Source organism: Micromonospora sicca (genome assembly GCF_003172935.1).
GTDB lineage: Bacteria > Actinomycetota > Actinomycetes > Mycobacteriales > Micromonosporaceae > Micromonospora > Micromonospora sicca.
The window spans coordinates 1-11,709 of record NZ_QGKS01000181.1; the positions used below are offsets into that span (position 1 = coordinate 1).

At 71.5% G+C, this 11,709-nt stretch carries 15 protein-coding genes; 3 read left to right on the forward strand and 12 right to left on the reverse strand.

What is annotated here, in order from left to right:
• Positions 1-114 precede the first annotated feature (114 nt).
• The 10 genes from DKT69_RS10360 to DKT69_RS38245 all read right to left on the reverse strand — a co-directional run bounded on the left by DKT69_RS10360 (position 115) and on the right by DKT69_RS38245 (position 8,126).
• Positions 115-903: an MFS transporter gene (locus DKT69_RS10360; protein ID WP_161557796.1), complete on the reverse strand. Its 789-nt coding sequence runs from the start codon at positions 901-903 to the stop codon at positions 115-117.
• A gap of 17 nt (positions 904-920) precedes the next feature.
• Positions 921-1,055, reverse strand: coding sequence for a hypothetical protein (locus DKT69_RS40590; protein ID WP_255420191.1), 135 nt, complete (start codon positions 1,053-1,055; stop codon positions 921-923).
• The gene (locus DKT69_RS40595; RefSeq protein WP_255420192.1) at positions 1,052-1,186 is read right to left on the reverse strand and encodes a hypothetical protein; all 135 of its coding nucleotides are present in this window, start codon (positions 1,184-1,186) and stop codon (positions 1,052-1,054) included. The genes DKT69_RS40590 and DKT69_RS40595 overlap by 4 nt, the downstream gene beginning before the upstream one ends.
• A gap of 122 nt (positions 1,187-1,308) precedes the next feature.
• Positions 1,309-1,497, reverse strand: coding sequence for a hypothetical protein (locus tag DKT69_RS37695; RefSeq protein WP_146231024.1), 189 nt, complete (start codon positions 1,495-1,497; stop codon positions 1,309-1,311).
• A gap of 109 nt (positions 1,498-1,606) precedes the next feature.
• Entirely contained in the window at positions 1,607-3,085 is a 1,479-nt protein-coding gene (locus tag DKT69_RS10370; protein ID WP_109801406.1) for a glycoside hydrolase family 130 protein, read from the reverse strand.
• Positions 3,082-4,137: a glycosyltransferase gene (locus tag DKT69_RS10375; RefSeq protein WP_236647530.1), complete on the reverse strand. Its 1,056-nt coding sequence runs from the start codon at positions 4,135-4,137 to the stop codon at positions 3,082-3,084. The genes DKT69_RS10370 and DKT69_RS10375 overlap by 4 nt, the downstream gene beginning before the upstream one ends.
• Positions 4,134-5,273, reverse strand: a complete 1,140-nt coding sequence (locus tag DKT69_RS10380) for a glycosyltransferase (RefSeq protein WP_109801353.1) — start codon at positions 5,271-5,273, stop codon at positions 4,134-4,136. The genes DKT69_RS10375 and DKT69_RS10380 overlap by 4 nt, the downstream gene beginning before the upstream one ends.
• Positions 5,274-5,473: 200 nt before the next feature.
• Positions 5,474-6,460: a glycosyltransferase family 4 protein gene (locus DKT69_RS10385; protein ID WP_375373501.1), complete on the reverse strand. Its 987-nt coding sequence runs from the start codon at positions 6,458-6,460 to the stop codon at positions 5,474-5,476.
• A 20-nt stretch (positions 6,461-6,480) separates the two neighbouring features.
• Positions 6,481-7,308, reverse strand: a complete 828-nt coding sequence (locus tag DKT69_RS10390) for a DUF5994 family protein (protein WP_109801355.1) — start codon at positions 7,306-7,308, stop codon at positions 6,481-6,483.
• 662 nt (positions 7,309-7,970) lie between these two features.
• Positions 7,971-8,126, reverse strand: coding sequence for a hypothetical protein (locus DKT69_RS38245; RefSeq protein ID WP_161557797.1), 156 nt, complete (start codon positions 8,124-8,126; stop codon positions 7,971-7,973).
• Between the two features lie 201 nt (positions 8,127-8,327).
• Between DKT69_RS38245 and DKT69_RS10395 the strand changes: the two genes are divergently transcribed.
• From DKT69_RS10395 to DKT69_RS10405, 3 genes are read left to right on the forward strand one after another with little or no spacing between them, the layout of a single operon-like run.
• A complete protein-coding gene (locus DKT69_RS10395) occupies positions 8,328-8,975 on the forward strand; it encodes a hypothetical protein (RefSeq protein ID WP_146231025.1) in 648 nt (215 codons plus the stop codon).
• A complete protein-coding gene (locus tag DKT69_RS10400) occupies positions 8,972-9,385 on the forward strand; it encodes a phage holin family protein (protein ID WP_109801357.1) in 414 nt (137 codons plus the stop codon). The genes DKT69_RS10395 and DKT69_RS10400 overlap by 4 nt, the downstream gene beginning before the upstream one ends.
• A 20-nt stretch (positions 9,386-9,405) precedes the next feature.
• Positions 9,406-10,077: a DUF3618 domain-containing protein gene (locus DKT69_RS10405; protein WP_109801358.1), complete on the forward strand. Its 672-nt coding sequence runs from the start codon at positions 9,406-9,408 to the stop codon at positions 10,075-10,077.
• A 106-nt stretch (positions 10,078-10,183) separates the two neighbouring features.
• Here the strand turns inward: DKT69_RS10405 and DKT69_RS10410 are convergent, their stop codons facing one another.
• Both DKT69_RS10410 and DKT69_RS38250 read right to left on the reverse strand, forming a co-directional pair.
• On the reverse strand, positions 10,184-11,164 hold the full coding sequence (locus tag DKT69_RS10410) for an acyl-CoA desaturase (RefSeq protein ID WP_236647531.1): 981 nt from the start codon (positions 11,162-11,164) through the stop codon (positions 10,184-10,186).
• Between the two features lie 337 nt (positions 11,165-11,501).
• The gene (locus DKT69_RS38250) at positions 11,502-11,696 is read right to left on the reverse strand and encodes a hypothetical protein (RefSeq protein ID WP_161557798.1); all 195 of its coding nucleotides are present in this window, start codon (positions 11,694-11,696) and stop codon (positions 11,502-11,504) included.
• Positions 11,697-11,709 lie beyond the last annotated feature (13 nt).

The following is an 11,709-nucleotide window of genomic DNA, read 5'->3' on the forward strand; positions in this document are numbered from 1 at the left end:
GCCTACGTAAGACCCGTAAGACCTGCACCCGCAGGCGGGGCAGCGGGCCGTGAAGCGTCTAGACCGGTTCATCCGGTCAACGTCGCCCGGCAACGGACGACTGCCAATCATGAGTCACGTTTGCTCACTGAAAGGTAACGGCAGCGCCAGCGCCAACCCGGTCAGCTGCAGCGGGGCGTCCAGAGATTCGCGCATCAGGATCGGCAACTGGGACAGCAGCATGATGCGTCCACTGGAGAACAGCACCATGACGACCGCGAGGATCAGCAGTAGCCGCCGACCACCGGCCGTCCGCGTCCGGACATCGCCCGCGTCGTCGACGTTCTCAACCGTGGCCGGGCGCCCTGTCGCGGCCGCGACCGTGTCGCCCCTTCCCAGCAGGTACCACGACAGCGCCAGACAGCCGAGGCAGGCGACCGCCACGACCCGGAAGAGCGGACGCGCCCCGAGATAGGCCAGACCGAGACCTCCGATGCCGAATCCGGTGAACGAACCGATCGACAGCACGATGCGCATCGTGGCGATCACCGCCGTGGAAGTGGCGGTGTCGTCCCGGCTCTCCACGAGGTCCCGGCTGTGGGCCATCAGCTGCGTGTTGGGGACGCCGACCGCGCAGAAGAAGACGATCCCGACGGCGAGCATCGCCGGGTACGACCGCACGCTCGCCAGGACCGCGTAGCCGGCGGCCAGCCACGCGAAACCGGCCGGAACGATCACGCGCCGGACGCGGCCCCGGTCGGAGAAGTGGCCCGTCGTGAGCAGCACGGCCATGCCGGCCAGCGCGATGACGACGAAGTTGACCGTGACTTCGGTGTTCGAGGCGCCCAACTCGTCCCGCGCGAACAACGACAGCGCACCGAGTGCCGTGAACGACGCCGTCGAGCTGGCCAGCATCAGCGCCATCAGCGGCCGGTACGGCGCTACACCACGCCACGCAACCCCCAGCCGACGTTCACCGGGGGCGTCCGGTCGAGCGTCCGTCCGCGCCACCACCAACACCTCCCCTCGGTGTGTGCCGGCGGCCAGAGCTTGGCCGACGGCATGTAGATGGTCATCCGACGGCCAGCCCGACATGGTCGGCAAGGAAACCCAGCGCGAACGGAGCAGCGAGGACGAGTATCCCGCCGAGCAACTGGGTGAGCGCGTTGGCCGCCGGGGTGAGTGGCCAGGCGGGCTCACCGGTCACGCGAAATCCGCAGGTTCTGCGGTCGGTATGGCGGCGAACTGGCGATCAGCGCTCGTGACGAGGGCGTGCGACTCAGCGATGCGCGGCACAGGGACCTGGCGGCTTTGACAACGCCTGATCGCCTATTGACGCGGAACGACGGACAGTCGGAGACCGTCTTGTGTCTCCTCCACTCGTACCCGTTCCCCCTGGACGTGATCGGGCAGCAACGCGTCGTACAGTTCGGCGTTGCTGATCTCCACAGTGCCGCCGGCGCGGTTGATGAGGACGTTGAGGACGGCGCGTAGGTTGACGTCACTGAGGTACTGCATGTCATTCATCTCCGTGCTGTTCATTTGTGGGGGTGGGTGCCGCTCTGCTTGCCCCGCCGGGTGGGATGCCGAACCTCCGGCCCGCCGTACCTCGTCGGCCGCTCGACTTTCAGCTGGACCGGCCCTGGACCATCGCCTCGACGAGCGGGGCGAGGGGTACGGTGGCGAAGCCGACCCGGGCGTCGCTGGCGCCGTACGGCAGCCAGAGCAGGTCGCCGTGGAGCAGCGCTCCGCAGGAGTAGACGACGTTGGGTACGTAACCCTCGCGCTCGGTGTCGTCGGGGGCCAGTAGCGCCCCGGGCAGCTCGGCGATCACCCGCTCCGGTCGGTGCAGGTCGAGCAGCAGGGCTCCGATGGCGTAGCGGCGCATCGGGCCGACGCCGTGGGTGAGCACGAGCCAGCCCGCGTCGGTCTCGATGGGCGACCCGCAGTTGCCGACCTGGATCAACTCCCAGCTGCGGCGCGGTCCGTGCAGCGGCACCGGGGCCCGCCAGGTGTTGTCGTCGGCCAGGGCGGTCAGGCCGATGGTTTCACCGTCGGAGCGGCAGAGTGCGAGGTGCCGGCCGCCCACGGCCCGGGGGAAGAGCGCGATGCCCTTGTTCCGGGTGCCCGGTCCGCGCATCGGGTCGATCCGGAAGTGACGCAGATCGTCGCTGGTCAGCGCGCGGGGGGCGATCCGTTGACCGTCGTAGGCCGTGTACGTCGCCCGGTAGGTCGGGGTGCCGGCGTCGTCGACGTACCTGACGAACCGGGCGTCCTCCATGCCGTTGCTCTCCGCCGCCGTGGCCGGCCAGAGCACCCGCTCATGCAGGAGGGTGTCGGCCGGGAATTCGACGGCATAGCTGGCCGCAGAGGTCCGGCGCAGCTGCTCCAGCGTGTCCGGCGTGGTGTGGCGGTAGAGCAGATCGGGCGGCAGGTCGCCGAGCGCCCGTTCGAATTCGGCCTCGTCGTAGTGTTCCGGCAGGGTGGCCAGCACGGTGGCGGAGACCTCGTTGTCCCAGCCCTCCTCGCGCAGCCCGGCGGCGAGCAGGTCCCGTCGGTGCTGGACGTGACCGGGGCGGCCGGTCACCAGCGGCCCCGGCCGCCCCTGCACGGCGAGGTGGCTCCCGGGCCCCAGCACCGCGCTGGCGAACCCGATGGAGGAGAGGTGACCCTCACCGATCTGGCGCAGGCTGACCGCCACCCGTAGCTGCCCGGGTCGCAGCGCGGACTGGTCGGGGTGGGCCACCATGGACGGATTGCACAGCGCCGCGGCCTCGACGGCGAACTCGTGACTGAAGTAGGCACCTACCAGCAGCCGGGCGGTGGGGGAGAGCTGCCGGGTGCGGGTGACTCGGTGCCGGACGAGCTCGTAGTGGTGCTGGAAGGTGCCTTCCAGGTCGCGGTGCCGGTCGCCGAAGTCGTGCAGGGTCCGTCGGAGCAGCAGCTCCGTCTCGTCCGGGTCGAGGTCCGCGATCCGGTCGACGAGGTCGTGCGCGCGGGTGTGCGCCACCGCGGCGTCCTCACCCGGGACGAAGAGCTTGATGATGACCCGGCGGGGGTCGGGGGCGAGGGTGAGCCGCTGGCGGGTGGCCGGGGTTCCGGTCACGACCACCGCCGGGCGTGCTGCAGGGTGGAGATCAGCGCCAGGGTCGACTCCGCGCCCTGGTTGAAGTTGGGGCCGTGCGGGGTCAGCCCGTCGTAGCCGCCGCCGGTCGCCGGGTCCCACATGGCCATGCCTAGGTCGTTGTCCCCGAGGAACCACCCGACGGCCCGCCCGAGGCCGATCTCCCAGGCCGGGTCACCGGTCACCGCGGCGGCGGTGGCGCAGGCGTCGGCGAGGGCGGCGACCTCGATGGGCTGCTGGTCGTGGCGCAGCCGAGGGCTGTCGCGTTCCCAGCCTTCAGCGGGTACGACCGAGAGCCGTCCGTCGCGGAGCTGGACCTCGCACAGCCAGGTCAGCATCCGCAGCCCGGCAGCGAGCAGCGGCGCGTCCCCGCTCAGTTGGCCGGCGGCGATGACGACCTCCGCGAGGGCCGCGCTGGCGTAGCTGAGCCGCTGCCGCGGCCACGGCCAACGCGGATCGGGGTCGGCGGGGCCGACGGCGCGGGCGGCGTCGGCCAGCAGCGCCGCCGCGGCGGCGTGTCCGGGATGGCGACGCAGCACCTCGGCGGCGCCCAGCCCGGCGAAGGCCATCGCGTGCGGCGCGGCCGACCGCCGGACGGCGCCGCAGCTGAAGGCGACGAGGGCCTCCTCGCGGATCCAGGCGGCCGGGTGGCGGGCGGCGGCCGTCCCCAGCCCCCACAGGGCCCGGCCCCACCAGTCACCGAGACCGGGCTGGTCGGCCCACTGTCGGTCGTGGCCAAGGCGGTTGTGGAAGGCGCCGCGGCCGTCCTGGGCGTGGGTCAGGAAGGCCAGGTAGCACTCGGCCAGCCCGAGCACCTGCGCCGACGGCTCCGGCTCCCGGCTGGCGACCAGCAGACCCCGGGCGACGTCGTCGGTGCAGTAGCCGTGTTCCCGGCGGACGATGGCGTGCCGGGCGTGTTCGAAGAGGCCGGTGTCGTCGCTGAGCCGGGCCAGGTGCGTGAAGCTCGGAGCGGGTACCGCCAGCTCCGCGGTGCGGCAGCGGTCGTCGCGGGGCCGGTCGCGCGTCGCGGTCACGCCGGCACCGGGGCGACCGCGGGTGACCGACCGGCGAGGAGCCGGCCGGCGAGCGCGTCGTACCGCGCCGCCACCGCCGGCCAACGCAGCTCCGCGGCGATCGGCCGGGTCCGTCCGGCGAGGCCGGCGGCCAGGCCCGGCTCGGTCAGGATCCGCCGGATCGCGGCCGCCAGCGCGGTCGGGTCCTGATGGGGTACGACCAACCCGGGGCCGCCGGTGAGCAGCTCGACGGCGTGCGGGAAGGGCGTGGCGATCACGGGGACGCCGGCGGCCACCGCTTCGATCAGCACGCCGGACGTCACCTGTTCCCGTGAGTCGTAGGGCAGCACGACCACGTCGGCGGAGCGGACCAGGGCGCCGAGGGCGGCCGGGTCGAGGTACGCGGCCTGGTAGTCCACGGCGTGCGCGACGCCGAGTTCGGCGCCGAGGCGGTGCAGGCCGATCCGGTATGCCTCGCCCTGGTGCTCGATCACCTTCGGATGGGTCCGGCCGGCGACGGTGTACGTGGGGGTCGGGTCGAGGTCCTGCAACCAGGCCAGCGCCCGCAGCGCCCACTCGATGCCCTTACCGGGACCGAGTAGTCCCCAGGTGAGCAGGTGCGGGCGGGTACGCCTCGGCGTGGGTGCGCCGACGTGGTCGGCGGCGCCGTGCGGGATGACTGAAACCTTCGCCGGGTCCACCGCGTAGCCGACGATCAGCCGGTCGTGGGCGGTGTCAGTCATCGTGACGACCGCGCCGGCCACGGCCACGATCTGTTCCAGCAGCGTCTTCTGCCGGGCCGAGGGCTGACGGAGCACGGTGTGCAGGACCACGATGCTCGGTACGTTGAGCCGGCGCAGCATCGGCAGGACATCCTCGCCGTCGATCCCGGGGTAGATGCCGTACTCGTGCTGCACGACGGCCACGTCGAAGGCGTTGAGAGCGGTGGCGGCCCCCCGCCAGCCGGCCGCGTTCCGCGCCGACCAGGTGTGTACGACGCCGGGTTCGGGGCGCTGGTCGTCGCCGGGGGCGGTGACCCGAACGACGCCGCCGGGCGGGCCGCCGAGGGTGAGGTGGGCGGCGAGGGCGGAGTTGAAGGTGGCCAGTCCGCACCGGGTCGGTGGGTGGGTGCTCAGGAAGCCGTAGCTGACGGGCATAGGGTGCCGTGCCTTCCGGTTGTCGGCCGCCACCGGGGGGACGGGGCGGGCCTCACGAGGTAACGGCGCACGTCGGCCAGCGTGAATGGCCGGCGGAACGGGTTTCGGGGCGGCCGCCGCGTCAGCGGGAGGTGGGGCCGGCAGCGAACCTGGATCGGACGGGGCCGGATTCACGGGGAATCGTCGGCCCCTGGACAGTATCAGCGTTCCCGCCGACCGATGTCGTCGTAGACGGCCAGGTAGTCGGTGACCATCCGGTCGGCGCCGAAGCGTTGCCGAGCCCGCGCCCGGCAGCCCACCCGGTCGATCGACGCGACCCGGCCGACGGCCTCGACGGCCTGCTCGACGGTCTGTACGAGCAGCCCCGTCACCCCTTCGTCGACCACCTCGGACATCGACCCCCGCGCGTACGCCACGACCGGCGTCCCGCAGGCCATCGACTCCACCACGGACAGGCCGAACGGTTCGTCGAAGGCGATGGGGTGCAGCAGCGCGGAGCTGCCGCCCAGGATCTCCCCGCGCCGGCGTGGGCCCACGGCGCCGTGGAAGGTGACCCTCTCGCCATCGATGTGCGGGGCAATCTGCTCGCTGAAGTAGCGCTCGTCCTGCACGATGCCGCAGATGCTCAGCGGCCGGCCGGCCCGCCGGGCGATCTCGATGGCGGTATGGGTGCCCTTGTCGGGGTGGATCCGGCCGAAGACCACCAGCCCGGGGCCGGGGTCCGGGGTGAACGGCAACCCGTCCAGGTCGACCCCGTGGTGCACCGTGGCGAGGTACTCGAGCCCCGAGATCCGGTCGGCGTCGGAGATGGAGACGTAGGACGATTGGCTCTTCTCGTACGCCGGCAGGATCCCCGCCCCGGAGAAGCCGTGCACAGTGGTCAGCAGCGGGGCGTGGCAGTGCTCGGCGAAGGCCAGCGGCAACCAGTCCAGGTGGCTGTGCACGAGGTCGAACTCGGCAGACCGGGCCAGCGCGTGGGAGACGTGCAGCGCCTCCCAGACCCGCCCGTCCATGCTCTGATCCTCGGCGTACCCGCGTGGGCACACCCCGTCGAGAGTGGCGGAGGTGATCGAGTCCAACGTGGCGAAGAGCGTCACCTGTACGCCCCGCGCGGCGAGCCCATCCGCGAGCAGACCGGTCACCTGTTCCCAGGGGCCGTAGTGGCGCGGCGGGGTCCGCCATGCCACTGGCCCGAGCAGGGCCACTCTCACCGGGCGGTCGGCTCGGCGAGGTCGGTCGGATCGAGATGCAGGGTCGCGAGCAGCCCGGCGTGTCGGGCCGTGTCGACCTGGTCCGGCAGCTCCCGTTCGACCCAGTCGGCCCTGGTGTGCTGACCGCGCCGACGCAGTGCGGAGATGATGGTGTGCCGGGCGATTGTCACGGGCTGCCCCTCGGTGGGAACGTCGTCGGTCCTTCGCTGCCTCGGCCCGGGTGCTGTCGGCGCGAGCACCGGTTCCACCGGCGCGAACTTCCCGGCCGTTCTGACGTCGGCTCTGCGGGAAGCGACGGTGGCGCGGGCGTCGGGGGCGGTGCGGAGACTGCCGCCCTCCGTCTCCCAGGTACGCCTGCCCGCGCTGTCGACCCCCGCGTCGGACAGCTTGCCCGCGGCGGCGAGCAGCTGCGGAGCATGGACCAGGTTGCCGGCGGTGGCGGCGAGCGCCATCGCTGCCTCGGCCAGGTCGCCTGCGGTTTCCGGCGGGACGACCAGCAGGTCCACCCGGTCGTTGTTGAGGCAGATCGCGGTCAGCAGGCCGGCAGGCTGACTGGTGAAGTAGCCCAGTCGCAGAATCCTGCCGCCGACGGCAAGGCGGCGCGGACTGCCGTCCCAGATCCCGGCGTTGAGGACCAGCCGGATGATCGGCCCGCGCAACAGGTCGATGGCGAGGACGAGGCCGGGCAGCTCCGCGAGCGGGTCGGTCGAGCGGGGCCACCAGCCGCCGTCGAGCAGCGTCCGCGGGGACCGCGTCGGTTCGATCCGTAGGCGTGGCGTCGATGGCGGCGATGGGGGAGCGAGGGGGTCGGTACGTGGCATCATGTCGGATCCTTATCGCCGTGACCGCGGCGTGGCGGTGGGTCGTGCGCCGGAATCGCGCAATGAGCCGGGCGGGATACCAGTTCGCCGACCCCACCCGGGGCCGGGCCGTTGCTCAGCTCACCCTCTGAGGTGGAGCCGGTGCAGCTGGGCGATGCGGACGGTGCCGACCATCATGGCGACGAACGCGAGCGTCGCGGCGCAGACTGCCGATCCGGGCCGCGCCGGCGAGGGTCAACGGCGCCCGGGGCGGCGGGAGGCGGCTCGGTCCCGATGCTCCGACGACGGGAGGTCGGTCGGTCGGGCGGGCCGCTGCAGATCGGGTGCGGTCGGGTACGGACATGGCATCCCTCGGGCGGAGCCGGCGTGGCGGGCACCTCGAAGTGGGATGTCGTCGATTCCGGGATAGCCCCAGCCTACGCCTGTCCGGACCGGGTTGCTCCGCGTCGCGCGCGCCAAGGGGCCGAGGCTCACCCGAGCGATCCGGACCCGCGCGCTGTCAGGGCCGGCCTCAGATCCAGGTGGCCGGTGGCACGCGCCGTGGTCGAGGTCGGAGGGCGATGAGTCCGATCATCGGGCGAAATGACCCCGGGTCAGGCGCCGTCAGTCACTATGCGGTCGATGTGTCCGGAGGCCAATTGGTCCTCCTTCTGTGGCATTCCCCCTCAGCGGGGGGATGGCCGGCCGGTCATCCGCCCTGCGAGCTGCCGCAGCTTCTGCTGGGTGCTCGGCTTCGCCGCCTGGCGTCGCCCGCTCTGCATCAGCTTGCGCGCCTGCGGGCTGTTCAGAAGTCCCTTGATGCGTTGCGTAACCGATGTCATCACGTCTCCCTCTGCTCGCCGGCGTCCGCGCCGCCGCCTTCGGTCGTCTCCAGTCTGGGCGATCGCCGGCCGACCGGTGGCCGGATCAGCTGATCGACGATGTCGTGCCCGGGTTCGGCGGTCCCGGTGCATGCCTCCGGCAGGGGCCGGGTAAGCGGGCTGCCCGTCGTTCTAGTCGGAAGTTCTTTGAGGGGAGATCGGATGACGACCCAGAGTGGCTCCGGTTCGCCGCCCAATGCGAGTGGCAAGCCGCAACAGGCTCGGGAGCAGGCCACGAAGGTTGGCCATGAGGCGGCACAGGCTGGCGGTCAGATGGCACGGCAGGCCGCCGGGCAGGGCAAGCAGGTCGCGAGCGAGACCAGCCGGCAGGCGCGAAACCTGGTAGGGGAGGCGTCCGAACAGTTCCGGCAGCAGGCGGAAACACAGCAGAAGCGCGCGGCTGACGGCCTTCGTTCGCTCGGCGCGGAACTGCAGTCGATGGCCAGCAGGAGCGAGCAGGACGGGGTGGCCAGCGAGGTGGTACGCCGCGCCTCGGGTACGGCCGAGCAGGCCGCCGGTTGGCTGGAGGCGCGTGAACCGGGCGAACTGGTCAACGAGGTACGCGACTACGCACGCCGGCACCCTGGCACATTCCTCGCCGGCGCCGTCGTGGCCGGGCTGCTGGTGGGTCGGCTGACCCGCAACGTCGCCGCTGGCGGCCACGAGGAGGGCGGCCAGGGGGAGGGCCAACCAACCGGTCAGGGCTCTCAGCGTGCTGGCATGCCGCCCGAGGTGTCGCCGGATTCTGGGCAGACCATCAGCGAAGCAGTGGGCACGGCCCACGTACAGCGCAGGGAGGTGGCCCCGTGAGCGACTCGAGGCCGCACAGTGCCAGCGCCACCGCCGAGCGGTCCCAGGCCTCGATCGGTGATCTGCTCGGCGAGGTCACCCGGGACATCTCCACGCTGGTGCGACAGGAGGTGCAACTGGCGAAGGCGGAGGTTCGCCAGGAGGCGAAGACGGCGGGCATGGTCGCGGGGATGTTCGGTGCGGCGGCGATCGCCGGCCTGCTGACCCTGTTCTTCCTGTCGTGCGCGTTGTGGTGGGGCCTGTCCAACGTCATGGACCAGGGCTGGGCCGCCCTGATCGTCGGCGCGATATGGGCGGTGATCGGAGCCGTTCTCGTCGCGCGAGCGCGCAAGCAGATGCGGCAGTTGCGGCCGCTACCACGGACGCAACAGACCGCCCGGGAAATTCCGAACGCCCTTCGCGGCCGCTGAACCGCAGGAGAGGAGACGTGATGTCGAACGATCCCGAACAGATTCGCCAGGAGATCGAAACGGCCAGGGTCGAGCTGAGCACGGACGTGGACGCGCTGGCCTACAAGGCCAACCCGCGACGGATCGCGACCGAACGGGTCGACCGCGCTCGCGGCCGCTTCGGCCAGATCAAGGACAAGGTGATGGGCACCGCCACGAAGGCTCGTCACGACGGCGGCCACCCGGCCTCGGAGGCCCGTCAACGCCTGTCCGGCACCGCCCACCAGACATCCGGCGCTGTTTCCGGTGCCGCTGACCGGGCATCCCATGCCGCCTCGTCCGTCACCCACCAGGCTCAGGCGGTGCCGCAGATGACACGGGAGCGGGCCGAGGGCAACCCACTCGCCGCCGGCTTGGTCGCCTTCGGCGTCGGGCTGCTCGCCTCGTCACTAATCCCACCGAGCCAACGTGAACAGCAAGTCGCCCAGCAGGCGAGACAGAAGGCGATGCAGCACTCCGGTCAGGTAAAGCAACAGGCCACCCAGATGGCTCACCAGGTACAGGACAACCTCCGGCAGCCAGCACAACAAGCCGCGCAATCAGTGAAGTCGACAGCAGGCGAGAGCGCATCCGCGCTACGCCACCAGGGCACGGCTGCCGCCCAGCAGGTCCAGGGCCAGGCACGCGAGAGCCGAGACGATCTACGCCGCTGAGGAAATTGGCCAGGGTTCCGTAAACCCAGCGGCGACCCGCGTTGTCGGCGGGTCGCCGTCCATCGTCGGCGGCGTGTCGCGACGAGACCAGCGGGCTGACCGTGGCTCAGGTGGAGCCGGCGTCGTGATCTGGCTGACCAGACCCGACCTCGTGCAGGTGCTCCAGCGCTTGGGCCCAGGAACGCATCAGGGTGGTTTCGTGGTAGGTGATGCCGTGTTCGGCGCAGAACCGGCGGACCAGTGGTCGAGCGCGGCGGAGGTTGGGTCGCGGCATGCTGGGGAACAGGTGATGTTCGATCTGATAGTTGAGACCGCCGAGCAGGGTGTCGATGAACCAGCCGCCGCGTACGTTGCGGGAGGTGAGCACCTGGCGTCGGAGGTAGTCGAGTCGCTCGTCGCCGGCGAGGATTGGCATGCCCTTGTGGTTGGGGGCGAAGGCACTGCCGAGGTAAAGGCCGAGTAGGCCTTGGTTGACGAGGATGAACGCGACGGCCTGCATGGGGCTCAGGACAAGAACCACGGCACCGAGGTAGCCGGTGGCGTGCAGGGCGAGCAGCGCGGCCTCTGCGGGGCGTCGCTTGATCCTGCCCGGGTCGACGACAGCCCTGATGCTGTTGGCATGCAGGTGCAGGCCTTCCAACAGCAGCAGCGGGAAGAACAGGTACGCCTGGTACCGGACCACCAGTGCGCCCAGCCCACGCCGCTTCCGCGCCTGTCCGGGGGTAAACGACAGCGGCCTGACGACGATGTCCGGATCCCGGCCCTCGGTGTTCGGGTGCGCATGATGCCGGTTGTGCTTTTCCACCCACCAGCCGTAACTGACGCCGATCAGCAGGTTGCCGTGGACGAGGCCGACCAGGTCGTTGGCACGACGGGATCGGAGGATCTGGCGGTGACCGGCGTCGTGACCGATGAACCCGGCCTGCGCGAAGACCACCGCGAGCGCCGCCGCGACGCCCAGCTGCCACCACGACTCACCGAGCCACCCGAACAGCGTCCACGCCCCGAGGTAGCACCCGCCGAGGGCACCGATGCGCAGCGAGTAGTAGCCACGCCGCCGGTCGAGCAGGCCCGCCCGGCGGATCATGCGCGACAAATCCGCGTACTGACTGCCGCCATGACGTTCGGTATCCAGGCTTGCATCGCTCATGGTGGCGCTCCGTCGCATGGCGTTGTCGGTGGTGAACAGCGCACCCGCTACCGGTCGACTTCCGACCAGCCGGCCGCGGAGTGCACGGGCAGCGGCCGGCCCCGTCTGGGCGACCGAACTGCCGGTGACTCTGCCGCGAAGGGCGGCCAACGCCCCTGACGTGCCTCGGCGCAGTGCCGCCCCCAGTTGCAGCGCGGCACGGGCTGTTCCGTCGAGACCTGTGCTGCCGGCCCGTTGCCGGGCCTGAAGGCTCGCGCGGCGGCGGTGCCCGTTCTCACCGCGCTGCGGCTGCCGATGACGCCGTGTCCTTGTCCCGCAGCGCCGTGCCGCCGGCGATCGGCGACCTGCCCGCATCGGCGAACGCGCTGTCGCCCAGGGCCGGAAGATCACCGGCCGGCGCGTCACCTACGGCGCGGCGCCGGCTGGCCCGTACGACGGCCACCGCCGCCGCCACCGCTGTCAGGGACATGGCCGCCGCCTGC

Bases quoted from the DNA above. Each gene is read 5' to 3' on its own strand.
- DKT69_RS38245 (WP_161557797.1), bottom strand. From the start codon at position 8,126: ATGACATCGGTTACGCAACGCATCAAGGGACTTCTGAACAGCCCGCAG.
- DKT69_RS37695 (WP_146231024.1), bottom strand. From the start codon at position 1,497: ATGCAGTACCTCAGTGACGTCAACCTACGCGCCGTCCTCAACGTCCTC.
- DKT69_RS10390 (WP_109801355.1), bottom strand. From the start codon at position 7,308: ATGATGCCACGTACCGACCCCCTCGCTCCCCCATCGCCGCCATCGACG.
- DKT69_RS10405 (WP_109801358.1), top strand. From the start codon at position 9,406: ATGTCGAACGATCCCGAACAGATTCGCCAGGAGATCGAAACGGCCAGG.
- DKT69_RS10410 (WP_236647531.1), bottom strand. From the start codon at position 11,164: ATGATCCGCCGGGCGGGCCTGCTCGACCGGCGGCGTGGCTACTACTCG.
- DKT69_RS10395 (WP_146231025.1), top strand. From the start codon at position 8,328: ATGACGACCCAGAGTGGCTCCGGTTCGCCGCCCAATGCGAGTGGCAAG.
- DKT69_RS40590 (WP_255420191.1), bottom strand. From the start codon at position 1,055: ATGACCATCTACATGCCGTCGGCCAAGCTCTGGCCGCCGGCACACACC.
- DKT69_RS10360 (WP_161557796.1), bottom strand. From the start codon at position 903: ATGGCGCTGATGCTGGCCAGCTCGACGGCGTCGTTCACGGCACTCGGT.
- DKT69_RS38250 (WP_161557798.1), bottom strand. From the start codon at position 11,696: ATGTCCCTGACAGCGGTGGCGGCGGCGGTGGCCGTCGTACGGGCCAGC.
- DKT69_RS10380 (WP_109801353.1), bottom strand. From the start codon at position 5,273: ATGCCCGTCAGCTACGGCTTCCTGAGCACCCACCCACCGACCCGGTGC.